The organism is Bacillus sp. S2(2024) (genome assembly GCF_050474045.1).
GTDB lineage: Bacteria > Bacillota > Bacilli > Bacillales > Bacillaceae_G > Bacillus_A > Bacillus_A yunxiaonensis.
This window is the reverse complement of sequence record NZ_JBFLUS010000003.1, coordinates 1769008-1794896: the sequence shown is the minus strand read 5'-3', so window position 1 is coordinate 1794896 and position 25889 is coordinate 1769008. Positions and strand designations below refer to the sequence as shown.

The following is a 25889-nucleotide window of genomic DNA, read 5'->3' as shown; positions in this document are numbered from 1 at the left end:
ATTGAATATTTTTTTATAAAGTGAAACTTTCATCAGTGGGGGTCTTACTGCCCGTTAATTGGGGATAAAAAAATACACTCCGCTATTGGAGTGTACATAACACAACTTGAAAATGATTAGTGATAAAATGGCCTACGAATAGACACTTCACTCTATCGTTCTTGCATATATAATTCCCATGCACAATCAAAAATGGTCATACTTTCCAATGAACCGCTCAGCTCTAAATATGAACTAATCTCATCGTAATCCTCCGACTGTTTTGGAAAACTATGATCTTCATACATTGTTTCTGCCAAGTCTGATAGTTTATCTTTCAGTAAAGAAGCACGATGCTTCATCATATAGTGATAAAATGACTTTTTCAACAATATTCCCTGCCTTTCTAACTTGGCTACATTATACAAGGCAAATAAGAAAAAAACCAGCATAAAAATGCTGGTTAAAAATCAAAATAATTTCGCTTTAATAAACGTGGACGCTCCATAAGCTCTGTATATGTGAATTGTTTTGGCAAATCTTTCGTATAAATCAAAAAGAGCTGATCTTCAATTTCTTTCACGATATCCTCTGATTGATACTGCATTCCACAATTTGGACATGCGATACAAGGTGTTTCTTGAATTGTAACTGTTTGTGTTCCATCTGGTAATTCCCAGTACACAGTGTTTACACTCTCAGTTGCTTCCTCACCTTCACACCACATACACCTCATACTGCATCTCCCTCAGTTTTTGTGCTCTCATTTAGTTTTGCCATTTGCGATTGATATTTTTTATCCTTCAACTGGTCACGCTTGTCACGTTTATCTTTTAATGAAGCATGTTCTGTATTTGTTTCGTAATCTTTTCGGCGATTCATACGCTGTAAGCCTTCTGGTACAAGATTAAACTTCTTATCGCTCATCAGTCCTGCGATTCCAACATCAGAACGCTTTTCTTCGTAAGTTGGATAAATTTCTTTAAAGTACCCTTCTGCTCTGCCTGCTACATAATTCTCTGGCTCTGGATACGTTGTAATTACACCTTCAAAGTTACGAAGAACAACTTTATCAGCGCTTTGTGAAATAATGTAGTTTGGCTGAACTGCAATTTTACCGCCGCCGCCCGGCGCATCTACAACAAATGTTGGCACTGCATAACCAGACGTATGTCCACGTAATCCTTCAATAATTTCAAGACCTTTGGAAACTGGTGCACGGAAATGGCCAATTCCTTCTGATAAGTCACATTGATAAATATAGTAAGGACGCACGCGAATTTTTACTAAATCATGCATCAATTTTTTCATAATCGGTACGCTATCATTAATACCTGCTAAAATAACAGCTTGGTTACCAAGTGGTACACCTGCATTTGCAAGCATTTCACAAGCAAGTTTTGATTCTTCCGTGATCTCAATAGAAGTATTAAAATGTGTATTTAACCAAACTGGATGATATTTCTTAAGAATATTGCAAAGATTTTCTGTAATACGCTGTGGAAACACAACAGGAGCTCTCGTTCCAATACGTATAATTTCCACATGCGGAATTTCACGTAAGTTCTTTAAAATGTACTCTAAAATATTATCGTTAATAAGAAGGCCATCACCGCCAGAAATTAAGACGTCGCGAACTTGCGGCGTTTCGCGAATATATGCAATTGCATCGTCTAATTGTTTCTTTGGAACACCCATTCCAATTTGTCCACTAAAACGACGGCGTGTACAATAGCGACAATACATAGAACATTGGTTTGTTACTAAGAAAAGAACACGGTCTGGATAACGATGTGTTAATCCAGGAACTGGTGAATCTTCATCTTCATGGAGCGGATCTTCTAAATCGTACTTCGTTTTATACAATTCCTCTGAAATCGGTACAGATTGCATACGAATCGGACAACGCGGATCATCTGGATTCATAAGAGATGCATAGTACGGTGTAATGTTTAATGGAATTGTTTTTGTTGAAATTTTAACACCTTCTTCTTCTTCCGGTGTTAAATTGATTACTTTCTTTAAATCATCTAATGTTTTAATTGTATTTGTTAATTGCCAAATCCAATCATTCCATTGTTCCTCTGTAACATCTTTCCATAATTCAATCTCTTTCCAATGACGATTTGGTTTATATACGTCGTGTAACATTGCAATTCCCCCTTTTTTTCAAACGCTCGCTATTTATTAAAGCAATTATCATGCCAACTATAACTATTAGATCTAAATTTCTATTTATCTCTACTAGTACAACCTTTGCTATTACACGTTTCTTTACTATAAAAATATCGTTTTATACAGAAACTAAACAAAATAATTAACAGAAAAAAATGAATTTTCTTTTACTTTCTATATATGTAATTGCTTTTTTATTGGTGCAAACGCACAAAAGCTGCCAATTATTCGGCAGCTTTCGCATTTTTATTTAGTTTATACTGTAAAGTTTGTCTTGGAATGCCTAACAACTTTGCAGCTTGCAGAACATTTCCTTTCGTTTCTAACATTGCTTGTTCAATCAATTCTTTTTCCGTTTCATGAAGCGCCTCTCGGAGTGGTAATATCGGCTTTTTCTGTGGATTCGGCACTTGTCGAAACGAACGCGGTAAACAAGATAACGTTAATGTTTTCCCTTCTGCAACAATGACCGCATGTTCCATCATATGCTTTAATTCACGCACATTACCTGGCCAATGATACTGAAGCAATTGCTTTTTCACATCTTCATTCATATCAATCACATGCTTTTTATATTCCTCGTTATAAGCCTTCAAAAAGTGCGGGACTAACAATAAAAGATCTTCTTTTCGCTCGCGAAGCGGTGGAATAAATAAAGAAAACACATTTAATCGATAATATAAATCCGTACGAATTTTATTTTCCCGAAGGCACTCATCTGGCGGTTGATTCATTGCTGTAATAACACGTACATCAACCTTTCTTGTTTTGTTATCACCGATGCGGCGAATGACACCATCTTCCAATACTCGCAGCATTTTTGCTTGTAAATCTAAAGGCATCGAATTTAATTCATCTAAAAATAACGTACCACCATCCGCTAGCTCAAATAAACCTGCACGTTCTATGGCACCTGTATAACTACCTTTTGTTGTTCCAAACAGTAAACTTTCAAGTAATGATTCCGGCAAAGCAGCGCAGTTTTGAGCGATAAATGGATTATTTCTTCTTTTCGAAGCTTCATGTATCGCTTGTACAAATAACTCTTTTCCCGTTCCCGTTTCACCGTAAATGAGTACGTTCGCATTAGTGGTAGCAACCTTGTGTGCAAGCTGTTTCGTCTGCAAAAAGCGCTTATCATTCGTAATAATCGTATCAAATGCTACATGCCTCTGCTGTGTTTTTTTCGCTGGTGATCGCCTCATTTTCGACTGCAAATCAGCAATACTTTCCGTCAGCTTTTGAATAGTAGAGTAATCTTTTGCAATCTCAACAGCGCCAGCAATGCGCCCTTCTATAAAAATAGGAAGCGTTGTATTTACCGTATAAACGTCTTTCCCACTTTGATTTTGATATCGCTGCACTTGATGCTGGATTGGCTTTTTTATTTGCAGTACCTTTAGCAATGTACTCGTTTCTGGCGTTAGCGAAGGAAACGCTTCTAATAAATGCTTACCAAGTACATCTTCTACATTTGATCCGTCATGTTTTGCTGCTACTGTGTTATAAAAAATCGTAACCCCATTTTCATCCACTGCATGAATAGCTTCATCAATACTACTTAAAATTGCTTCAATCACTTCTTGTGTTGAAATCGCCAGCAACGCATTTCCCTCCTTCGCTAAAAAATCAGCAATTATCGTGCCGAATTTTTAGCACCTAACGGTAAAATGAAACTCCCATCAGCAAGGGCTGTTCATCCCCAACTTATGGAAGTTGAATAAATTGATTCTTTACGAACCTTTATTTTTATTCTGTAATGTCTATTAAATACGGGATAAAGTGAAACTTCCCTCAGTGGGGGGCTTTTTCATCCCCCACTGAGGGTTAGTTGAACCAATCGGGCTTTTACGGGCAGTTATCCCCCACCTTTCTTCCTCGTTTTTCTTTGAATCTTGAGGTGGGGGGATCTTACTGCCCGTTAATGCGGGATAAAGTGAAACCTCCCTCAGTAAGGGGCTTATTGCCCGTTACTGTGGGATAGATCTTTTACCCAAACGTTCATATCCTCTAATTTATCGAAAATATAACAGTTATTCGCCAATCTGCCTGTATACGTATATCCAAGCTGATAAAACGCTGCATTCATACCAAAAGAAAGCGACCGTGCAATTGTATACGAACAAAAAATAGATCTATCTCGCAGCTCTTCTTCTAACTTCATAAGTAAGCTTTTCATGAATCCATGCTTTCGATACTCTGGTAATGTTGCGCAATTCGTCAACTCCGCGTTTCCTTCTTTTACATTCATTTCTGCTGAAGCTGTGCTAATAATCATTCCTTCCATTTCATACACATAATAAATCGTATCTTCCTTCATCGTTTTCACGATATAGTCTGCTTCGTTCAAAGGTGTTGGGTAAATCTCAAATACTTTTCCAAATACGTCCGCAAGCTGCTGTGCATCTTGTTCTGTCGCTTTTCGCAAAACAAACTGTGCTGGTATTTCCTTTTCTATTACTTTTTTTGCAATTACACCACTTATAATTTCATCTTCCTTCACCCACTGCACACTATTACGGCGTTCATCATCCCGATATTTCACCATAAAAAATGCATCATGCCCTTGGAAGTATTGAGGAATACTAGCTTCAAGCATAAAGCCAAGAGAGAGCCACGCAGGAACGTGCTCTCTTTTTCCTTTTATAATTAATTTAGTGAAAGAATGAGAGTTTGCGAGTTCTTCCACTTTACGCATTACTTGCTCGACATTTCCTTTATAATGATCAACACGAATACGTTTATTAAAATAATCTAACGAGCATTCTAATGTATAGTACTTCGTCTGTTCTACAAATTCTTCATAATATTTCATTCGTCCACCTCGCACCAGTCTAGTAATGTACATGCGATAATCTTTGCCGCCGCAATCATTTTGTCAATTTCAATATATTCATTTGGATAATGGGCAACTTTCGTTTCACCTGGACCAAACACGATAGTTGGAATATTAGCAATTTGTGTAAATAAACCACCATCTGTTCCCCATGGCGATGCCTCAACAATCGGTTCTGTGTCTTCAATATGCATAAAATTGTCCTTCAGCGTTGTAATAAGTGGATGCTTTTCCTCTAATTCGCCCGGAACCCAACGTGCGCCAAACCATTCTATTTCTACTGGGTGTTCTATAAACCATGGATCTACCTTACTTAATTGTCCTACCCAATTTTCAAATTCTATTTTTGCTTCCTCCATACTTTCATTCGGCGCAACACCATATCTGCCTTCTAAAGTAATAAAATCGGGCACAGAACTCGGCCAACTGCCACCTTCAATTTTCCCGATATTAATCGGAATTGGAATTGGAATTCCTTTATATAACGGATCTGTAATTCTTTCATTTCGTTTTTCTTCTAGCTTTCTCATATGCTCTACAACAAGCATACTTTTCTCAATGGCACTCACACCTTCATAACGCGTACCACCATGAGCAGCTTTCCCTTTTACGAATAAACGAAACCACATTGAACCTTGTTGTTTCGGAAAAAATTTCATGTTTGTCGGCTCTGGGATAATTACACCATCCGCCTCGTAACCTCGTAAAATTGCCGCAAGCGTACCTGCGCCGCCGCTTTCTTCTTCTATTACACTTTGAAAATATACATCTCCTTTTAAACGGATTCCCGTTTCTATAATGGCTTCCATCGCCAGCATGAGCGCAACATTACCGCCTTTCATATCTGTTGTGCCACGCCCATATATACGATTCCCAACTTTTTCTCCTGCATATGGATGATGATCCCACTGGTTTAAATCTCCTTCAGGCACAACATCGATATGCCCATTTAAAATCATTGACTTTCCGCCGCCGCTTCCCTTTAATGTCGCCACAATATTCGGACTATCAGTAAAGTTTGTACGCGGTGAAACGAAATATGGATGATCTTTCATTTTCGTAAATGAAGGCTCCCAAATATCCAAATCTAAACCAAGTTCACGCAACTTTTCAATCACAACCGCCTGCGCGCCGCTTTCATCCCCGCTCGTACTTTTCTCTTGGATTAAACGCTTTAATAATTTCACGCTCATATTTTCATTAATTTCAATATATTCACACACTTGTTTTTTATATTGCTCCAATTGTTACATCTCCTTTCATTCAATTACTAGTAAAGATGGACTCACATGAAAAGCAGCTTCTGTGCATTTTTTTACATCTTCTACTGTGTACGGACTCATCAATTCTTGCAGCACTAAGCCGTCCGGTGTTACTTCCATTACTGCCATGTCTGTAATAATTACATCAACACATCGTTTTGACGTGAGCGGAAGTGTACACTCTGAAACAATTTTCGCATTCCCATATTTATCAATGTGATTCATCACAACGACAACACGCTTTGCCTTTTGTGCTAAATCCATCGCCCCGCCAATACCTGGTACACGCTTACCTGGTACAATCCAGTTTGCTAAATCTCCGTTTTCACTTACTTGCAATGACCCAAGAATTGTAATATCAAGCAATCCTTTTCGAATCATCCCAAATGCCATGCTGCTATCAAAATAACTAGCCCCGGCAATAATCGATGTTGGTAATCCGGCCGCATTACATAAATTTTCATCCTCTTCGCCCTTTACTGGTGTCGGCCCCATACCAACAATGCCATTTTCCGCATGAAACATAACATGCATATCGTCTGGCAAATGGTTCGGAACAAGAGACGGAATACCAATCCCTAAATTAACAATCATTCCATTTTGAATTTCCTTTGCAGCGCGCTTTGCAATTTTATTGCGAACCTCTACTCCCATGCCCATTTCCAATTCACTCCTCCCGATGGAACAATATAATCAACAAATACACCAGGCGTTATAATCTCTTCTGGATCCAGTTCCCCAAGCGGAACAATTTCTTCAGCCTCTACAATTGTAATATCCCCAGCCATTGCAACGTGTGGATTCATATTGCGTGCGCTTTTATCAAACACAAGATTACCAAAAGGGTCTGCTTGTTTCGCAAACACAATGGACACTTCTGCCGTTAATGCTGTCTCAATTAAATATGTCTTCCCATTTATTTCAACAGTTCGTTTCCCTTCTTCTACAATCGTATCCATCCCAACATCAACAAGAACACCACCAAGCCCGACACCGCCAGCTCGAATTCGTTCTGCTAATGTACCTTGAGGAGAAAACTCAATATGCAATCTTCCTTCATTTAATTGCCGTCCTGCATTTGGATTTGAACCGATATGCGACGTAATTAACGACTTTACACGCTCATTTGTCACAAGGCGGCCAATTCCCACATCAGGAAAACCAGTATCATTACCGATTAGATGTAAATCTGTAATTCCTTTATCTAAAATCGCTTGAATTAAAGAGGGAGGAGATCCAATACCTCCAAACCCTCCAAACATAAGTGTCATCTCATCATGAAAATATGGCATAACATCTTGTATTGTTTTTAATTTCCCAAATGTATTTGTAATAGTTGTCATACGACACTATGCCCTCCTTTTTGAGCCATTTCCTCTACACTTTTCGCAAAAATATGAAGTAATTCATCAAGCTCTTCATATGTAGTAGTAAGCGGCGGCGCAACTAACAATGCGCTATCTTCCTTACCTGCTTGTCCTGATACAGCTTGATATAATAAAAGTCCATTTTTCGCCGCAACCGAAATAAGTTCAGATGATTTTGTAAACGATTGCAATTCTACTCCAATCAGCAAACCTTTCCCGCGTACATCAGCAATAATTGTCGATTCTTGCTGCACTTTTTGCAGGCCGTTGATTAAATACTCGCCTTTTTCAGCAGCAGCTTCTGGTAAACGATGCTTCTCCGTATATTCAATCACCGCTAAAGCTGTCGCAGCGGAAAGTGGATTTGCACTTAATGTATGCCCACTCATTACAGAACGAGAACCGCGCAAAATTGGTTCCATCACGCGATCACTTACCATAGTTGCTGCCATCGGTGTATAACCAGCTCCTAATCCTTTTCCTAGCGTCATAATATCCGGCTGAACACCCCAATGTTCCATCGCAAACCATGCACCAGTTCGGCCAAGCCCTGTCATGACTTCATCAGCAATAAATAAAATATCATAATGCTCACAAATGTCCTTAATCACCTTATAATAATCCTTCGGTGGTACAATTGCTCCCCCAGCTGCACCGATAATTGGCTCAGCAATAAATGCCGCAATATGCTCCGCCCCAATACGTTCAATTGCTCTCTCTAACTCTGTTGCACATGCAAGTTGACATGTCGGATACACCTTTTGTACTGGACAGCGGAAACAATATGGTGCTGGCAATGTCGGATAATCTTCCAAAATGGAAACAAAGCGTTGCCTACGCAGCGGATGTCCAGACAATGATAATGCTCCCATCGTAATTCCGTGATAACTCATCCAGCGTGACAAAATTTTATTTTTCCCTTGAATACCGCGCTCTTGAAAATGTTGAATCGCAATCTTCATTGCCGTTTCATTTGCCTCTGTACCGCTATTAACGAAAAAGCTCCAATTTAAATCCCCCATATTTAAATCGCTCAGCTTCTTCGCAAGCTTCTCTGCCGGCTCACTCGTGAACTGTGAACGATATACAAATGCAATCTCCTCTGCTTGTTGCTTAATAACTTCAGCAATCTCTTTTACGCCATGTCCGATACTTGCCGTAATTGCCCCTGACGAACCATCAAAATATTTATTGCCGTTTTGATCATATAAATATACACCTTCCCCATGTGAAATCATCGGATAAGGTTGACCAACAAGTGGTTTAATTAAGTAATCGCGCATGACGCTTCCCCCGTTTCTTCGACTCATATGTAAATATGAAGAAAATTGACTTTTCTCTCATAAAAAAAGAACTCTCTGCCTATGCAGTGAATCTATTAAAAAGCCATTATTATAGAATATAAAAATAAGTGCATAAAAATGAAATAGAAAGAAATTTCAGAAACAACTGAGCGGAAGTCAACAATATTCTCTCTACATCCCCCTCCTTACACAAACACAACCAGCAACTAAAAAATCCCTCTTACTCCTCTCTTCTAAAATAACCTTCGAAGTAAAAACATGTTGTTAATGTGTAAACTTCGACAACCCTCTAATAAATCTCCTTCCTTCTTCGTCACTTTATCTCGTATACTTTCAAATAAATTTAGACAAAATTCAACAAGGGAAAATTTTCTATTTACCAATCAGCTCCTCTCACTTCTTTCATTCTTAAAATAGAAACCGTATTGCTTCTTAGTACAAAACGAAAGAGAGCCCTATAGCAAAGAACAACAGGTTAGTATAACAATCAAATTTAATTCCCTAACTTGAGAAGTGAAACTTCGATGGTGAGGGATTTCTTCACTTGTCTCTCAATCTTAAGGTGGGACGAATAACGGGATAAATTTATTTCTTCTACCTTTCCAACGCCTATAAGTGCTAAATTACATACTATGTTCTAACTCTTATAAATAGCTAACTATCAGTGATTTCCATCCTATATTATATTTTTAATAGACATGTCATTTCATTCAGTTGATGAATTACTCCTAAAAAAAAAACGATCTTATTCTATACAATAAGATCGTTTTTCTTCTATTATATATATTACCCCACTACAACTTCTTCTCTTTTTTCTGTTTTATTCGTTAAATGTTCTACAATATGACGAGCGATGTGAACACCGCATGCGCTTGCTTGCGCTAGTCCGCGTGTTACGCCAGCACCGTCTCCACCTAAGTATAAGCCGGAAATTTCAGATTCAAAATGCTCGGTTAGTTTCGGTCTTGCGGAGTAAAATTTCGCTTCTACGCCGTAAAATAATGTATGTTCAGATGCAATACCTGGTGTGACGTGATTCAATGCTTCTGTCATTTCAATTAAACTTTTCATTGTATTGTATGGTAACACAAGACCTAAGTCACCTGGTACTGCTTCTTTTAATGTCGGCTCAAGGAAACCTTCTTGAATACGCTTCGGTGTAGAACGACGACCTTTTAAAATGTCTCCGTACTTTTGTACCGTAACTCCGCCCATTGAAATACGGTTTGCTAGACGTGATACTTCATGTGCGTATTCGTTCGGCTGATCGAATGGCTCTGAAAATTGATGTGATACTAAAAGCGCAAAGTTCGTGTTATTACTGCCAAGCGCAGGATCTTTGTATGCATGACCATTCGCTGTCATAATTCCAGAGTGGTTTTCAACAACAACGTGACCAGACGGGTTACTACAAAATGTACGTACTCGCGTTCCGACAGATGTATTGAATACGAATTTCCCTTCATAAAGATGCTTGTTGATTTCCTCCATCACAATGTTTGAAGTTTCAACGCGAACACCAATATCAACTTGGTTCGTGATCATTTTTAAACGGCGCTTTTTCATAATTTTTGTTAACCAAACAGATCCATCACGCCCTGGTACAATTACTACTTTTTTCGCAGATAGCATTGTTCCGTCTTTTAAAACAATGCCGCGTACGACATGTTCATTCTCTACTTTTTCAGTTACAATGTCGTCTACTTCTATTTTAAATTTCATATGGATTTTCTCTTTTAAATATTCGAAAATGCTTTTTAAAATTTCTAAGTTTTGTTCAGTACCTAAGTGGCGAACTTGTGCACGCAATAGTTTTAATCCAGCTGCGTAAGCGCGTTTTTCGATATCACGAACTTCATCTGTTAATGGATCTGTAATTGAAGTAGTTGCACCGTGTGCTAAGTTAATTTCATCCACATATTTGATTAAATCCATTACAGTCGATGCAGATAAATAATCTGTCATCCAACCACCGAATTCACTTGTAATGTTAAATTTCCCATCTGAATATGCTCCTGCACCGCCAAAACCATTTGTGATTGAGCATGCTGGTAAACATCCTGCATGATCTTTCTTTCCAGCAGCAGGTGGACACTTCGTTATTTTCTTCTGAAGAATCGGACAATTACGACGATAAATATCATGTCCTTTATCAATTAACAGCACTTTTGCATCTGGCATTTTAACAATTGTTTCATAGCAAGTAAAAATGCCAGCAGGACCTGCACCTACAACAATTACATCATAGTTCGTATTCATGTATTCATTCCCCCATTGCATTCCTTAGAAAATCCTTACTAAAAGTACCATGTTCTATTTGGAATGTCAACGAATTTAACGAATTATTTACAGATAAATTAACTTTAATGTTCGTGAAAATGATGTTTTCTCTTTGGATTTTGGTTAAATAAGGATATTACAAAAGAAAGAACCGATTAATATGTAATTAATCGGTTCACCATGACGCTCTTTCTAAATAACTAGAAGCGCACGCAAGTAGCTCCAATGATAATTAGTAAAATAAATAACACAACAACGATCGCAAAGCCATAACCACAGCCTCCACAGCCATAACCGCCGTAGCCAAATCCACCGCCGTAGCCACAGCCATAACCTCCACCATAACCCCACATAGTTTTTCACTCCTTACATCTATTTAAAATAGTTTACATTGACAAAATATGTAGGACAAACCTCATTTTGTATGTGTGTTTGCCTAGAAATAAAAAAAATCTCCAGCTTAGCTAGAGGTTTCATCTCCTGCAAGATGAATATTTACAGGACTATGGTTGAATTCCTCAGGTCTAATAATACATATATATATTAATTTAAGAATGTAAAATTACTGGTAAAGATAAAGTGAAACTTCCATCAGTGGGGTTTTTCTCATCTCTCCACCTATCTTCTTCGCCTCTCTCTCAATCTTGAGGTGGATCCTTACTACCCAAGAATTGCCGGATAATACAGAGACAACATTTATAACGGTAAAAGAAAAATCGCAGTTAAAGCTTTCATAAATCATTTATTTCCAAAAACTTGATGTTACAAATGCTAATTTTGTACAAAAATATTCGTTATCATTTACCATAAAAAATCAATTGTAACAGAACTTTTTTATCATCAATAGTTATCAAGTACTTATGACATTTGTACATGCATATAGTTGTAATAATGATACTAGAGGGGGGAAAATAAATGAATCCGTCTGAAGTAGAAAAGTATGCGCAGCAAGCTGCAATGTATGAGCAACTTGCCTGTTATTACAAATATATAAATCCACAAAAATATATGGAATTATATTTGAAACACTATAAAGCTATGAAACAATTTGTACAGGCTTACGAGCAAAGCAGGATATCACTACCACATTCAAGCGAACAATCGTTACCATCTCATGTTCGAATCTTGCACGCTTCTCCTGACGCATCCACTGTTGATATTGTCATAAATGGTCAAAAAGTGGTGAAAAACATTTCGTTTAAGCAACATAGTCCATACCTTTCACTTATACAAGGACAATACCGTATTGATATCATACCTGCCGGTGATGAAACTCCAATCTTTTCAGCTCTCATTCCCATAATGGGGAACCATGTATATACTCTTGCGGCAGCTGGTACTGTTGATAAACTTCAACTGTTACCTCTCATTGACAATACACCTTTACCATACGGTCAAGCAAAAATACGATTCGTCCATTTATCTCCTGATACCCCCGAAGTAGATGTAGCTTTAAAAGATGGAGAAAAACTGTTCGAAAAGGTTGCATTTAAACAGGCAACAGATTACTTGCAAGTAAGTCCCGGTGTAGCAGATATAGAAGTATCAGTTACGGGAACTAAAAACGTTGTATTAACAATTCCCGAAGTGAAAATTGAGGCAAATAAAATTTATACAATTGTTGCACTTGGTTATGCAAATAAATCACCAAAATTGGAGAGTTTATTTTTGACAAATTAAATTTTTCAAAAACATATAATCATTTCTAATTTTATAAAGCAGCCTCTAGTATGTACAATCTGGTTATTTTATTATTTAACAAATGTTGGAAACTAAATAGAAAAAGTATTCAATTTAATTTATAATTTTATGATAATCCATATATTTCCGGGGGGGGGGTGCTCATGACTCATTTTGAAGAAAATTTAAAAAAGCACGCACAATTAGTTATACAAATGGGGCTCAATATTCAAGAAGGACAAACTTAAATAAAGTGAAACTTCCATCAGTGGAAAGTTTCTTCACCTCTCACTGATGGTTAGCTGAACCAATCGGGCTTTTACGAGCAGTTGCCCCCCACCAACCTTCCTCGCTTCTCTCTGCTCTGATTCTTGAGGTGAAGGTCTTACTGCCCATGAATAACGGGATAAAGCTGACATAAAAAAATATCAACTCATTTTGTACACTTCACATTTTGATATGACAACATTCCTTTTAACAAAAACACACCGTTCTTATTTTGAACGGTGTATTTTTAACTTTAACAAACTAACGCACTATTGCATTTCTTGAAACAAATAAACGGTACAATTATCCACAGCTCTACTATAATACATTTCACTTTATTTTATATCGATTTTTCAAAAGAAATATGAAATTCTGTCCATTCTTCTGTTGACTTACATGTAATAGATCCTTTATGTTTTTCCACAATTTGCTTACAAACAAATAAGCCAATTCCAGTTCCTAACTTTTTTGTCGTTACAAATGGTTCAAATATTGTTTCAATATTTTTTGGAGGAATCATCGGGCCATTATTTTTAATAAAAATATGTATTAGTTCTTCATCTTCACACACATCAATAACAATTCTCTTACTTTCTACCACTCCTTCAAGAGCGTCAATAGAGTTCATTAAAATATTTAAAAACACTTGCCTAACTTCACTTCGATACCCGATAAATGGTATTGGATACGGCAGATTTTTCTCAATAGAAACATTTACATTCACTAAGCTCGGATATAAGAACTGGATAATATCATGAAATAAATCATTCAGCCAAAACCGCTCTGCTTCATTCCAAATTTCTTTTTTAGAAACAAGTAAAAATTGAGAAATTCTAAAATTTAATTGGTCAAGCTCATGCGAAATAATATCTAAGTACGGAAGATGGGGTTGATCTGATTGTAACAGTTTTACAAATCCCATAATAGAAGTTAGCGGATTGCGAAACTCATGAACGAAACTTGCTGACATTTGTCCCAAAATTGTCAATCTCTCTTTATGTGTTTCGTTAATAAATTGTTGCTTTTCTTCTAAATTTTTCGAGATAATTTCTGAGTATTTCAAAACTGTATAATAGATTAGGCGGTCAAAACAAGTATGTATTTTTGCCATGATTGGTTTCAATTCACGAGCACTCACATCTAATTCACACATTGCCTCAAACAATTCATTTCGCCCTATATTCGCATTATAGACAAAGTCTCCAATATTTGCATCTGCCCCCGCGCGCTCAATGGCGATTTTCTCACATAACGTCCTAATATGTTCAACTTCTTTCTCTTTCATAATGAGTTCCATCATTAATGCTAGTAAATTTTCCCCGTTTTCAATAATTTCGTCTTTAAACGGATCGTTTTCTGAAATAATAATTTTGTTTTTCCAGTTCTCTACGAATTGTTGACTATTCTTTTTTAAGTACATACAAAACATTTTACTAATATCCTTATCGATTGGAAAAACCCCCATTCCCTCCATCTCCATACGAAAAACACCCTATATATTTTGAATATTAACACAAAAAACGAATTTCGTTAAGAGAGTAATGTCACATTTTGTTATTTAATGTTGATAAAATTTTAAAATATAGTACGTGAAATTATATTTTTGCATCCTTTTCATTTCTTTCGTACAATAGAAATAGGAAAGGTGTGAAAAAAATGGGAAATAAAAATGTGGAAGATTATCTTCAAGAAGGCATTCATGGACAAAAACAAAATAAACCTGAAGAACGAAATATGTTTTTAAGCACATTGCGTGAGCGCGTAGAAATCGCATTAACAATTGGGCAAGTGATGCAAACAAACGTATATACAGCAGTAAAAGAAAGTATGGGTTCTTCTCAAGGGTTAACATTGTATGTGAACGGTAGCATCGCTTACCCACATTTATCTAAATACATTAAATTAGCAAACGAAAAACAAGTACCGTTTACAATTGTACAAAATAAAGATACAAACACACCAATCGGCCTTGTACTCGCGCATGATACAGCGGTTGAGAAAGAGCATATTTATGTAGAAGATGAGATTTATAAGCAAGAGATAAAGTGAAACTTCCTTCTGGGAACATTTTTTTCCCAGAACGTTAGTTGAACCAATCAGGCTTTTACGAGCAGTTATCCCCCACCTATTTTCTTCGATTCTCTCTCAATCTTGAGGTGGGGGATCTTACTGCCCGTTAATTCGGGATGAACTAACAAAAATAAACCTGACTATAAGTCGGGTTTATTTTTCGTATTGATGTGAAATTTTTTTACGAATGAGACGGCAATTCATCCCCACCTTAAACTGAGCTATGCCCCGCGCATTTTGAAGATGGGGTTTTCTTGCCCATTTTCCGATAAATAAAAAACCTTACCATATGGGCAAGGTTATGAGCTTACTTGTTCTTGAAGAGACACATGTTGTTCTGTTACTTCTACAGGCTGCGGTGCAATCTGCTTCGTCACTTCGATTTGTTTAATGTAATGACCATCTAACTCAACAATACGAAACTTATAATTTTCAATGTCCACAATATCACCTTGTTCAATTTCAAGATGTTCTGTTAAAATCCAACCACCAATTGTATCAACGTCTTCATCGTTAATTGAAAGCCCTAATAATGCATTGACTTCACTAACAAGTACTTTTCCTTCTAAAATTATTTTCGTTTCGCTAATGCGCTGAATCTCCGGCTTTTCATCCGTATCAAATTCATCTTGTATGTCACCAACGATTTCTTCTAATATATCTTCAACTGTTACAAGCCCAGATGTTCCGCCGTATTCATCCACTAAAATTGCCATATGTGTGCGTTCACGCTGCATTTTCACAAACAAATCATGAATAGCAATTGATTCAATAATTTGGATAATCGGACGAGCATACTGTGCAACAGTTTCTTTATTTGCACCATCATGTTTCACAAAATCTGTAAAAATATCCTTAAAATTCACAAAACCAATAACATGATCTTTATCGCCGTCAATGATAGGATACCTTGTATACTTCTCATTTGACATCAATTTCATTGCTTCCGTAACAGATTGCTCTTTTTCTAAAATTACCATCTCTGTACGTGGAACCATTATTTCTTTCGCAAGTCGATCATCAAATTCGAAAATCTTATTTACATATTTATATTCCGATTGATTAATTTCACCATTTTTATAACTCTCTGATACGAGCATACGTAACTCTTCTTCTGAGTGTGCTACCTCATGCTTATGCATTGGTTTTAACCCAAACATTCTTGTAACAATACGTGCCGAACCATTTAATGTCCAAATAAATGGATACGCTAGTCGATAGAAAAGGATAAGCGGCCTTGCAACTGCTAAACTAATTCCTTCTGCCTTTTGAATTGCCAATGTTTTTGGAGCTAACTCACCTACTACGACGTGAAAAAAAGTAATAAACATTAAAGCTAGAGAAACAGATAAGACGGATCCCAACGAGGGAGGCACTTCCAATCTTGCAAAAATCGGATCAAGCACACGTGTAACTGTCGGCTCTCCTAACCATCCAAGGCTGAGTGCTGTCACTGTAATTCCTAACTGACACGCTGATAAATACTCGTCTAAGTTTGTAATGACTGTTTTCGTCGCCGTTGCACGTTTATTTCCTTCTGCAATTAAATAATCGATGCGTGAGCTCCTAACTTTGACAATTGCATATTCAGACGCAACGAAGAAAGCAGTTAAGGCAATTAAAACAATGACCATACTTATACTAAATATGTCCAAATACATTTCCTTACTCACTTTGTAAGTAAGGAAGCCACCTCCTAATGGTTTTATTCTAAAGAAAGGACTTCTCTAACAATCTTACAAGTTTCTACACTAGCAATCACCTTTTATACATTATATGCATACATAAAAAAGATATTTACGTTTATGATAACGAAACTTATACTCTCCGTCAAATAAGAGAAACAGCTGAAATTAGACAACTTTTGTTCATTTTCGAGATGTTTCCTTTCTTACAAATTTATTTTTGTGAATAAGCACTTTCTTTGCCGATTTCCCACTTCTTTTGTCAAGCATGCAGGGAACGAACAAGCTATCACGAAACCTTCTAACAACAAGGTATGGGAGGGGTTATTGTGGAATATAAAACGCCGATGATCGCCAAAAAACTAGGTACAAGTCCAAAAGCTGTCATCCGTCTTGCACAGCAAATTGGATTAGAATTAAAAAAGAATAAATTTGGACACTATGTTTTTTACGAACAAGATTTACAACAAATGCTTGAATTTCAACGCTCTGTATCGAACCAAGAGCATGAATCATCTTCTTATCATGCTGCTCAAGCAGCACCATCCAATGAAATGCAGCAATTTATAACACAATTAAAAGACATTTCCTTACGCTTGGATCGACTAGAAGAAAAATTACAAGAAAAAGCAGATGATGTTGTGAATTATCAATTGTTACAACACCGTAATGAAATGGAAGAAATGCACGCAAAAATTGAGCAATTGGAAATGGCACTTAAACGAAAAGAATCAATTTATATTGCACCAGAAGTAGCAGCAGCAAAACAGGAGGAAAAACCGAAGCGTCGTAAAATGCTTTTAAGCATTTTTGGATTTTAATATATCATAATAAAACAAAGACGATGTTCTTCATGAACATCGTCTTTGTTTATTACGATAGCATAGCTTTCATATCTTCTTCTGCTGTTGTAATTAGTTTTAAGCGAAATGCATCTTGCAACACTTGCAGTACACCCGGTGATATAAATTCCGGCGCTTTTGGACCAATGCGAATATCTTGAATACCGAGGCTAAATAACCCAAGTAATATCGCTACAGCTTTTTGCTCAAACCAGGACAGCACAATACTGACTGGCAGCTCATTCATTTCACATTGGAACGCTTCTGCTAAAGCTACTGCAATTTTTACTGTTGAAATCGAATTATTACATTGCCCCAAATCAATATAACGCGGTATATTCGTTTCTGGTACAACACCATAATCTACATCATTAAAACGAAATTTCCCGCAAGATGTCGTTAAAATAACTGTTTCTGCTGGTAATGATGTTGCTAATTCACGGTAATATTCTCCACCTTTTCCCGGCGCATCACAGCCAGCAATTACAAAGAAACGTTGAATTTTACCAGCGTTCACAGCATCAATAATTTCTGGTGCCAGCGATAATACCGTCTCATGATGAAATCCTGTTATTAATTGTTCTTCTGATTCCATTTGTGCATCTGGAAGTTTCAATGCCGTTTCAATAAGCGGTGTAAAATCATCATTTTCAATTTTACGTACCCCTTCTAATCCTGCAACGTCATAGGAAAAGAAGCGATCTGCATATGTGCCTTTAATTGGCATAACACAATTTGTCGTTGCTAATATTGCTCCTGGGAATTTTTCGAATAAACGACGCTGATCGTACCAAGCCTTTCCGATGTTCCCTTTTAAATGTGCATATTTTTTCAACTGTGGATAACCGTGTGCTGGTAGCATTTCAGAATGTGTATAAATATTGATATTTTTTCCTTCTGTTTGCTTTAGTAACTCTTCTAGAGCATATAAATTATGCCCTGTAACAATAATCGCTTTTCCAGAGGCACGATTTTGTGTAATTTGTACTGGTTCCGGCACTCCAAAATGTTCAGTATGTGCCTTATCAAGTAGTTCCATCACGCGAATAGCAGCTTTTCCAACTTTCATTGCCATATCTAAATGTTCTTGTTCATTAAAGTTTGAATTTGTTAACGTCATATATAGAGCTTCATGTGTTACTGCATCTACAAACGGATCTGTGTACCCTAGTTGCGCTGCATGGGTACGATATGCAGCAATTCCTTTTAAAGCAAACACAATAATATCTTGTAAGCTTGCAATTGTTTCGTCTTTACCACAAACTCCAATTACTTTACATCCGCCGGTAGGCGTTTGTTCACATTGATGACAAAACATCATTCCCATCCCCTCTCTAGCAATCTTTACAATGTAAGCGTAATACAAGTCGCTATTGGAAGGTGTGATGATAATCACATAGAATGATGCAATTTTGTGACACTATTCATCTTGTTAACATAATTTTTTTACTGTTCTCTTGAATCAAAGCTTGTGCATGTGCATTTCCTTGAATCACATCACGAAACTCTTTTAAAGAATACATATGAGTTAATCCTTTCATAACATGAATGCGAACCGGTACACCTTGCAGTTTATCATTAATAGCGAACGAATCATCAATTGGTTCAATTGGAAACCCTAATGAACGTAAGTACATATACATACGCTTTGTTACAACCGCAATATACCACTCTGCTTTTACTTCTAAAGCATGTATAAATAAAATCGTCGCAAGTTGTTTAAATTGTCCACGACCGCGAGATGTTTTTGCAATACTTAATTTTCCAATTTCGTACACGTTTTTTAAACCTTGTATATATTCATTTTCAGAAAACGGGTAAAAAAACTCGGAATTTGATTGCTCAGGTGTTGTATAACTTATACATTCGACAGTTCCGATATAATGATTTTCTTCTACTAATAAAAATCTTGAAGGTGTTAAATTTCGTTCTACAAACATTAAGTTTCGTTCTTCACAAAAATCTCCCCATAATTGTTCGAACCAAAAATGGTCTTCCTTTGTTTGAACACGTTGGAACATACTCCACCGCCTTTCTCATCACCCTTTACTTTTTTGTTAGCGCTTTCACCATCTATCATATAAAAAGGAAACATGCTATGCAAGAAAAACTATTTCTTTATTTATAGTTTCCATATATGAATCATGATTCCTGTATTGCTTTTATATTTATATAAAAGATTTACAAAAAACATGACAACATCTACAAAAAGGAAACATGTTACATATAGGGAATCATATACTCACCTTAAGGTTCAGAGGAAGCAAAAAATAAGTGGAGATAAAGTCCCCCACTAATAAAATGAAACTTCCATCAGTGGGAGGGGTTTCATCCTCCCCTGATAGAAAACTCTCACCAATCGGGCGCATGCCACCAGCTATCCCTCACCTATCTTCTGTAGAAAAGCGGAAGCGGCTCACCCAGAATCGCAGGACGCCCGCGAATGGCGGGATAAAAGTTTCACTTTATTTCCTTATCTCCGCTAACCAATGCTGAAAAATATTTACTAGTTCTTTTTTCCCTGCCAGCCTCTCTTCTCCCTTTTTCGTTTTATACGGATACAATTGTAAAAATACACCACAACCTGCTTCAATTTTTTTCGCATGCATATTGCTCCCTGGATATACACATATGACTTCATAAATCGCACGGCGATGAAATAATCGTTTTCCATTCTGCTCTTCTACATATTTAATTGACCAATATTTGTACATCTGTTCGGTTGCTTTCGTATTTCCAACTGGTTGAAAAATGTTATACATCGGACTATATTTCACTTCAATAATTATAGATGATTGATATTCGTATGCGGTTTCTCCTCTTTTATAACAATCAATACGGATATCCGGCTTTTTTGTGTCTTCTCCATTATAAAAATGACTGTTTTTACTGAGCGCAATAAGCGGATGTGTTTCAATTAAATCATTAAATGCCACATGCAACTGCAAATCTTTATTGTCTAACACAATTGTTGTTCCATCTTGTAAACCGTCTAAATAAAAATAAGATTGAATTTGCTCTGCAATTGACAAGTAATCAATAAAACCAATTTCTTGAAGAATTGCAATAACAGTAAAATACGCATAGTACTCATAGATTAAAAATGTCGGCTTATAAACAAATAAAAACGATGGTTCTAATTCATTGCGATGCGGTGAAAATTCAAGCTGATGTAATAATTGATGATATACAGGAGGTAGCGAATGCGTTGTAAGCGTGGCTTCTTCCCGAACCCCTCTCCAAAACGGTGTGTATAGAAGATATGAAAAATATGTGAGTGTACTTTGCAAAATTGTATAGAGCACTTTATACTCTTGAATTTTCATTGCCATTTTACGTAGGTCAGTGTCTTTTAACAAATGAATGTTGCGATATTTTTGTTTGTCTCGTTCGGTCACAGATCCATTTCGTTCAATTGTTTGTAAAATGGTATGCACTGCTTTTTTCTCTTCTCTCCGCGTTTGTTGTTCACTCTCTAGTTTCTGAATCGTTTCGCGTAAAAATGAATCAATTTCTAATAGCTTGTTATAAAATTGCTTCGTTTTATATTTTACATAGTCATTTTCTTTACAATGCTTTTGCTCCCTAAAGCAGCGATTATACCATTTTGCATACGGCTTTTTCTCACGTGTAATGATGCTTCTTCTTGTAGGCTTTCTCTCTCTCATCTCCCATATATACTCTTGTTCGAAATTTGTTTTTTGCTGAACTTCATAATATAACTGCTTTACTTTTTTCATTTTTTGCGGCAGCGTACGGAGCATGCGCATATATGAATAATCTTCAATATCTGTAAACGTAACAAACGTCTTTTTATAATACCCACGATCTAAAATAATTCCACCTAGCACAGACTTTACATATTGTTGAATTAACTCTAGCTGATCATCAAAAAAGTTTTTCGGAACAATTTGAAATGCTCCATAAAATAGTTCTTCTCCAACCTGCACTTCAAAATGATATACACCACAGCGCCATGGATATAAATAGTCTGTTTTACCATGCTCATACAGTAAAGCAGTACGTTGCCGTCCATGGAGTTCATATTTCCATTCCATATGTTGCTTTTGTCCTTCATATACTTTATTCCAAATAAACGTAACCTTTATTGAATTTTGTGATTGTATATGTAACCGTAGCGGTTTTAATTCTTGAATTTTGTACACACACGAAGAAATTGAAATTGGCGAAGCACAAAGTTGATTCAATACAACATGCTCCCCCTTCTCTTCTGCACCTACTATTATTTTCAGTACAAAAGGAAGCCTCTCTCCTGTCTCTATAATTTCTGTTTCATACGCACTCTCATTTAACATATCCGTACAGCTCCAATTCCCGCCGTTTTTGCTTCATATACATTAGAGAATGTTCAAAAGTTGATACACGATTTGCAAGTGCTGATTGCAGCAATTGTACAAGAGACATCTCTTTTTTTCCCTCTTCACGAAGCAATGCACCAATTGTTGCTTCTGTACCACGTAACTTCGTTAAAATACGTTGTTTTATTTGAAGGTCAAATGCTTCTTCACGACTTATTAACAAAGATTGGCCTTCATCACATGGAATATTTTTTAAATAAGATGCAATTGCTGACGCAACGCGAAATGAAATTCCTTTTGAAGTATCGTGAAGAAATAACAGTTGATGCATTTTATCTAATAACTCCAACTCTTCATCTGTAAATACATCGAGCATTGCCTTACGATGAACCCAGTTCATTCGAAATTCTGATGCGGAAACAGAAAATGCAAACGGGAGATGTAACGTTTTTCGCTCCACCATGGTCATCTCACAAAATGGAATTTTTTGAAGTAATACAACGTTTACACGATCTAATAAACGGTCAGATAGCTCCTTTGTTGTTTCATCAAAATTAACTGTACCAATAAAAATGATATTATCACTAATTTCAATTTGTGATGGTATATCCTGTTCTGTTTCATTACAAGCTGCATACAAAGATAAAATACGATTTTTCCGATCTAACTGCAGGAGAGATAAAAAAGGAGTAAACCAATGCTCAATATACGACATATTCATTTCATCAAATACAATCATATATAATTGATTTGGATTTTCAGCGGCATCTAAAAGTGTTCGTACAAGTTTTGTTTCACTTTCCATATACGTTCCATTTGAATGTAGATAACCGAGTACATCATGAGGTTCTTGATAGGATGGTGACACCGGAATCCAAATAAGATTTTTTCCAAATGTTAATCCGAGTGCTTCCGCATAGGTTTGCACAAATTGTGACTTCCCAATACCAGGCATACCCCCTACTATTGTTAATAGATTTGTCTTTACACAAATATGAAAATTGTAAATATCGCTCTCATCAATATATAATTCTTTTTCTGCGATAATTTGCTTTACATACTGTAAAAATGAATGTTCACGTTCATTCCATTCATTTTCTTTCTCTTGTTTACCTATATCGATAATTTCAACTTGTTTTCCACTCTCTTTTACTTGTTTTTCTAACTGTTCATACACTTCTGTTCGAACAAAAAACAAACTATTCTCGACATTCATCTCGGCATATTGCATCCAATCGTCTACATCAAGGTAACGAACATCCCTCCTCTGCTCCCGATACATAATGGCACTATACGAAGGCTTCAAAAATATATTCCCATATATCCGTCCTTCATACCATAACAACTCTGGCGTACCGAAATCATGCGGGAATTTTGGTATCAAAAATGAAACATATCCTTTTCCAAGTTTTCTTTCCAATGCTTCTCTCGCTTTTGGAGCTGATAGTTTAGGAGAAGGAATCATTTTATAGGAATTTGCTATTTCACGTTCTTCTGCACGTATTAATTCCACATATAAAGCGCCTCCTGTATAAGAAAGACGAAATAACAACAATTGTTTTTCTCGTTTTCCTTCTTTTATAGTTGCAAAAAATTTTTCATTTTGTTTATTTTTATATAAACCCTCAAATATATAAGAACGTTCTCCAAAAGCAGCTTCAATAATGTTTGGAATCGGTGAAAGACAAACAACAAAAAACGAGCCTTTCTTCCCCTTCTGCTCTTCTACAAATTTCCCAACAAAACGCATATGCTGTAATCTTTTTACAAAGCTTGGATGAAGAGCTTTCTCTAGTTTCATCTCGCTCACCTTCTTTTTTCGATGCTTTTATCATTGTATGAACAATAAAAGCAAACTAGAAACAAAAAACCTGACGCTTATCGTCAGGTTAAATGAGAACCTTGTTTTTCTTGAAAAATTGCATTGTGGGCAATCTTCATTTTTGCTAATACATAACGTAATGTATCTTCTGCATTCTCGTCTCCTTGTATATGCATATTGGCTAAAACTTCTACAGAACACGCTAAATTCTCTACCGCTCCGCGCAGTTCGGGATGTCGATTAAAGAACGATTCTTGCACTAATAATTTCTGAACGTCTTTTGCTAACTCTACAATACGCAACAATTTTTCCTTCTCTTCCATAACAATCCCCTCCTACACACCTTATAAACTAAATATTCTGTAAATTGAAATAAATCCCTGCTATTTCTTTTAAAGTTGATACATAAGAAATCACGCAGAAGAAATGATTTCCTTTTAGATAAACCAAATTCACCAATAAAAAAGGATTTATGCTCTCACTTTAGCATAAATCCTTTTTTGGATTGATATATTTACATTCCAATCTTTCCAGTAGCTAACATGTAAATAGATGCACATGCTGCGAGTAAAATGACAATCATCACATATTGTTCAGCACGGGTAAAACAACGATTTCCTTGTTCTTTTCTTGCAGCGACATACACGATAAGTCCAATCCCATATACTAAAGAAACAAGTAATAGGTTTTTCAATCCAGCTGCATACACAAGCCAGAAACCATATACTGATGCCATAATAGCAAGTATCCCATCTTTCAATCTATTTCCTTCATATGCTTTTGTAATTACTAATTTCAACTGATATAGTGCTGAAAATACATATGGAAGTAAAATCGATGTCGATGCAATAAAATACATGATCTGATATGTGGATGCTGAAAATAACACAATAATAAATATTGTTTGGGCAACACAGTTTGAAATCCATAATGCCATATGCGGTGTATGATTTTTATTCGTTTTTGTAAATACCTTTGGAAATACACCGTCTTTTCCGGCCACGTGAGAAATTTCTGAAACGAGTAAAAACCAGCCGATTAATGTACCGATAAGAGAAACGATTAATCCTAAGTTAATAACCAATGCTCCCCATGAACCAACGACATGTTCAAGTACATGTCCCATTGACGGCGTTTCAAGTGCTGCTAGTTCCTCTCGTGACATCGCCCCTAGCGATAAAACAGAAATAAGAATATAAATACTCATTACTAGCAGTAAACCAAATACAGTTGCTTTTCCAACATCACGACTACGTTTCGCTCGTCCTGATAAAACGACGGCTCCTTCTACGCCAATAAATACCCAAAGCGTAACGAGCATCGTGTTCTTCACTTGTCCAAATACAGAAGATAATGAGACTGTTCCTTTTCCCCAAAAGTCATGCGTAAATATATCCCAACGAAACGCCGTAATCATAATTACAATAAATAGCACAATTGGAACAAGCTTACCAATTGTCGCAATAAAATTCATAATAGAGGCTTCACGAATTCCAAGTAAAATAAGAAAATGAAGCGTCCACAATACGAGTGATGCACCAATGATAGCCGGAACATTATTACCGCCTTTAAAAATTGGGAAAAAATATGCTAATGTGTTAAATAACATCATAATTGTTGCAACGTTGCCTAATATTCCAGCAATCCAATATCCCCATGCGCTGTTAAATCCAATATATTCCCCAAATCCAGCGCGTGCATAACTATAAATACCACCCTCAAGTTCAGGCTTTCGATATGCCAACGATTGATATACGAGGGTAAGCGGAATCATTCCTAGCCCTGTAATACACCAACCAATTAAAATGGAACCGCTGTTGGCTCCTGTTGCTAAATCGTGCGGTAAACTAAATGCCCCGCCTCCAACCATTGTTCCTACTACAAGTGCGATTAATGGAAAAAATCCTAATTTCTTTTCTATTGGTATCACCCCATCTGCAATTTCTTGATGTGTTCTTTCCGTTCTAACAGGCATTCATATTATGAGTCATTTATATATCA

At 36.5% G+C, this 25889-nt stretch carries 22 protein-coding genes; 3 read left to right on the top strand and 19 right to left on the bottom strand.

Translation table 11 applies throughout. The features are described 5' to 3' along the window. Positions 1 to 152: 152 nt before the first annotated feature. The 11 genes from AB1284_RS08925 to AB1284_RS08875 all read right to left on the bottom strand — a co-directional run bounded on the left by AB1284_RS08925 (position 153) and on the right by AB1284_RS08875 (position 11556). On the bottom strand, positions 153 to 368 hold the full coding sequence (locus AB1284_RS08925) for a YozE family protein (protein ID WP_429750039.1): 216 nt from the start codon (positions 366 to 368) through the stop codon (positions 153 to 155). 74 nt (positions 369 to 442) lie between these two features. Continuing rightward, positions 443 to 715, bottom strand: coding sequence for a YokU family protein (locus tag AB1284_RS08920; RefSeq protein ID WP_429750041.1), 273 nt, complete (start codon positions 713 to 715; stop codon positions 443 to 445). Beyond that, entirely contained in the window at positions 712 to 2130 is a 1419-nt protein-coding gene (gene ablA / locus AB1284_RS08915; RefSeq protein ID WP_429750043.1) for a lysine 2,3-aminomutase, read from the bottom strand. Before ablA ends, AB1284_RS08920 begins: the two co-directional genes overlap by 4 nt. A gap of 248 nt (positions 2131 to 2378) precedes the next feature. After that, a complete protein-coding gene (locus tag AB1284_RS08910; protein WP_429750045.1) occupies positions 2379 to 3758 on the bottom strand; it encodes a sigma-54 interaction domain-containing protein in 1380 nt (459 codons plus the stop codon). A 356-nt stretch (positions 3759 to 4114) separates the two neighbouring features. Further along, entirely contained in the window at positions 4115 to 4969 is an 855-nt protein-coding gene (gene ablB / locus AB1284_RS08905; RefSeq protein ID WP_429750047.1) for a putative beta-lysine N-acetyltransferase, read from the bottom strand. Beyond that, positions 4966 to 6234 (bottom strand): peptidase, encoded by a 1269-nt coding sequence (locus tag AB1284_RS08900; RefSeq protein ID WP_429750048.1) that lies wholly within the window; start codon positions 6232 to 6234, stop codon positions 4966 to 4968. Before AB1284_RS08900 ends, ablB begins: the two co-directional genes overlap by 4 nt. Positions 6235 to 6249: 15 nt before the next feature. Then, positions 6250 to 6912: a CoA transferase subunit B gene (locus tag AB1284_RS08895; protein WP_429754314.1), complete on the bottom strand. Its 663-nt coding sequence runs from the start codon at positions 6910 to 6912 to the stop codon at positions 6250 to 6252. Beyond that, the gene (locus AB1284_RS08890) at positions 6897 to 7595 is read right to left on the bottom strand and encodes a 3-oxoacid CoA-transferase subunit A (RefSeq protein ID WP_429750050.1); all 699 of its coding nucleotides are present in this window, start codon (positions 7593 to 7595) and stop codon (positions 6897 to 6899) included. Before AB1284_RS08890 ends, AB1284_RS08895 begins: the two co-directional genes overlap by 16 nt. Continuing rightward, positions 7592 to 8902, bottom strand: coding sequence for an aspartate aminotransferase family protein (locus AB1284_RS08885; RefSeq protein ID WP_429750052.1), 1311 nt, complete (start codon positions 8900 to 8902; stop codon positions 7592 to 7594). Before AB1284_RS08885 ends, AB1284_RS08890 begins: the two co-directional genes overlap by 4 nt. Before the next feature lie 807 nt (positions 8903 to 9709). Continuing rightward, on the bottom strand, positions 9710 to 11182 hold the full coding sequence (locus tag AB1284_RS08880) for an NAD(P)/FAD-dependent oxidoreductase (protein ID WP_429750053.1): 1473 nt from the start codon (positions 11180 to 11182) through the stop codon (positions 9710 to 9712). A gap of 221 nt (positions 11183 to 11403) precedes the next feature. Beyond that, the gene (locus AB1284_RS08875) at positions 11404 to 11556 is read right to left on the bottom strand and encodes a YjcZ family sporulation protein (RefSeq protein WP_429750055.1); all 153 of its coding nucleotides are present in this window, start codon (positions 11554 to 11556) and stop codon (positions 11404 to 11406) included. Between the two features lie 562 nt (positions 11557 to 12118). Between AB1284_RS08875 and AB1284_RS08870 the strand changes: the two genes are divergently transcribed. Then, on the top strand, positions 12119 to 12883 hold the full coding sequence (locus AB1284_RS08870) for a DUF4397 domain-containing protein (protein ID WP_429750057.1): 765 nt from the start codon (positions 12119 to 12121) through the stop codon (positions 12881 to 12883). Positions 12884 to 13490: 607 nt separating this feature from the next. Here AB1284_RS08870 and AB1284_RS08865 read toward each other — a convergent pair. Then, entirely contained in the window at positions 13491 to 14630 is a 1140-nt protein-coding gene (locus AB1284_RS08865) for a BA2291 family sporulation histidine kinase (RefSeq protein ID WP_429750059.1), read from the bottom strand. Between the two features lie 176 nt (positions 14631 to 14806). On the opposite strand from AB1284_RS08865, the gene AB1284_RS08860 reads away from it, so the two are divergent. Continuing rightward, positions 14807 to 15199: a YueI family protein gene (locus tag AB1284_RS08860; RefSeq protein ID WP_429750061.1), complete on the top strand. Its 393-nt coding sequence runs from the start codon at positions 14807 to 14809 to the stop codon at positions 15197 to 15199. Positions 15200 to 15519: 320 nt separating this feature from the next. Here the strand turns inward: AB1284_RS08860 and AB1284_RS08855 are convergent, their stop codons facing one another. Further along, entirely contained in the window at positions 15520 to 16875 is a 1356-nt protein-coding gene (locus AB1284_RS08855; RefSeq protein ID WP_429750063.1) for a hemolysin family protein, read from the bottom strand. A 359-nt stretch (positions 16876 to 17234) separates the two neighbouring features. Between AB1284_RS08855 and AB1284_RS08850 the strand changes: the two genes are divergently transcribed. After that, entirely contained in the window at positions 17235 to 17726 is a 492-nt protein-coding gene (locus tag AB1284_RS08850) for a chromosome segregation protein (RefSeq protein WP_429750065.1), read from the top strand. A 52-nt stretch (positions 17727 to 17778) separates the two neighbouring features. On the opposite strand, the gene hcp is transcribed toward AB1284_RS08850, so the two are convergent. The 6 genes from hcp to arcD all read right to left on the bottom strand — a co-directional run bounded on the left by hcp (position 17779) and on the right by arcD (position 25830). Beyond that, positions 17779 to 19065 carry a hydroxylamine reductase gene (gene hcp, locus AB1284_RS08845; protein ID WP_429750067.1) on the bottom strand — a complete coding sequence of 429 codons (1287 nt, stop codon included), beginning with the start codon at positions 19063 to 19065 and terminating at the stop codon, positions 17779 to 17781. Between the two features lie 106 nt (positions 19066 to 19171). After that, positions 19172 to 19768 (bottom strand): hypothetical protein, encoded by a 597-nt coding sequence (locus AB1284_RS08840; protein ID WP_429750069.1) that lies wholly within the window; start codon positions 19766 to 19768, stop codon positions 19172 to 19174. 444 nt (positions 19769 to 20212) lie between these two features. After that, positions 20213 to 22063 carry a hypothetical protein gene (locus AB1284_RS08835; protein ID WP_429750071.1) on the bottom strand — a complete coding sequence of 617 codons (1851 nt, stop codon included), beginning with the start codon at positions 22061 to 22063 and terminating at the stop codon, positions 20213 to 20215. Then, a complete protein-coding gene (locus AB1284_RS08830) occupies positions 22053 to 23867 on the bottom strand; it encodes an AAA family ATPase (RefSeq protein WP_429750073.1) in 1815 nt (604 codons plus the stop codon). Before AB1284_RS08830 ends, AB1284_RS08835 begins: the two co-directional genes overlap by 11 nt. A gap of 83 nt (positions 23868 to 23950) precedes the next feature. After that, positions 23951 to 24211, bottom strand: coding sequence for a LemA domain protein (locus tag AB1284_RS08825; RefSeq protein ID WP_429750074.1), 261 nt, complete (start codon positions 24209 to 24211; stop codon positions 23951 to 23953). 191 nt (positions 24212 to 24402) lie between these two features. Then, positions 24403 to 25830, bottom strand: coding sequence for an arginine-ornithine antiporter (arcD, locus tag AB1284_RS08820; protein WP_429754315.1), 1428 nt, complete (start codon positions 25828 to 25830; stop codon positions 24403 to 24405). Positions 25831 to 25889: the final 59 nt, after the last annotated feature.

Bases quoted from the DNA above. Each gene is read 5' to 3' on its own strand.
- AB1284_RS08920 (WP_429750041.1), bottom strand. From the start codon at position 715: ATGAGGTGTATGTGGTGTGAAGGTGAGGAAGCAACTGAGAGTGTAAAC.
- ablA (WP_429750043.1), bottom strand. From the start codon at position 2,130: ATGTTACACGACGTATATAAACCAAATCGTCATTGGAAAGAGATTGAA.
- ablB (WP_429750047.1), bottom strand. From the start codon at position 4,969: ATGAAATATTATGAAGAATTTGTAGAACAGACGAAGTACTATACATTA.
- AB1284_RS08895 (WP_429754314.1), bottom strand. From the start codon at position 6,912: ATGGGCATGGGAGTAGAGGTTCGCAATAAAATTGCAAAGCGCGCTGCA.
- AB1284_RS08890 (WP_429750050.1), bottom strand. From the start codon at position 7,595: ATGACAACTATTACAAATACATTTGGGAAATTAAAAACAATACAAGAT.
- AB1284_RS08885 (WP_429750052.1), bottom strand. From the start codon at position 8,902: ATGCGCGATTACTTAATTAAACCACTTGTTGGTCAACCTTATCCGATG.
- AB1284_RS08880 (WP_429750053.1), bottom strand. From the start codon at position 11,182: ATGAATACGAACTATGATGTAATTGTTGTAGGTGCAGGTCCTGCTGGC.
- AB1284_RS08875 (WP_429750055.1), bottom strand. From the start codon at position 11,556: ATGTGGGGTTATGGTGGAGGTTATGGCTGTGGCTACGGCGGTGGATTT.
- AB1284_RS08870 (WP_429750057.1), top strand. From the start codon at position 12,119: ATGAATCCGTCTGAAGTAGAAAAGTATGCGCAGCAAGCTGCAATGTAT.
- AB1284_RS08865 (WP_429750059.1), bottom strand. From the start codon at position 14,630: ATGGAGATGGAGGGAATGGGGGTTTTTCCAATCGATAAGGATATTAGT.
- AB1284_RS08860 (WP_429750061.1), top strand. From the start codon at position 14,807: ATGGGAAATAAAAATGTGGAAGATTATCTTCAAGAAGGCATTCATGGA.
- hcp (WP_429750067.1), bottom strand. From the start codon at position 19,065: ATGTTTTGTCATCAATGTGAACAAACGCCTACCGGCGGATGTAAAGTA.
- AB1284_RS08840 (WP_429750069.1), bottom strand. From the start codon at position 19,768: ATGTTCCAACGTGTTCAAACAAAGGAAGACCATTTTTGGTTCGAACAA.
- AB1284_RS08835 (WP_429750071.1), bottom strand. From the start codon at position 22,063: ATGTTAAATGAGAGTGCGTATGAAACAGAAATTATAGAGACAGGAGAG.
- AB1284_RS08830 (WP_429750073.1), bottom strand. From the start codon at position 23,867: ATGAAACTAGAGAAAGCTCTTCATCCAAGCTTTGTAAAAAGATTACAG.
- AB1284_RS08825 (WP_429750074.1), bottom strand. From the start codon at position 24,211: ATGGAAGAGAAGGAAAAATTGTTGCGTATTGTAGAGTTAGCAAAAGAC.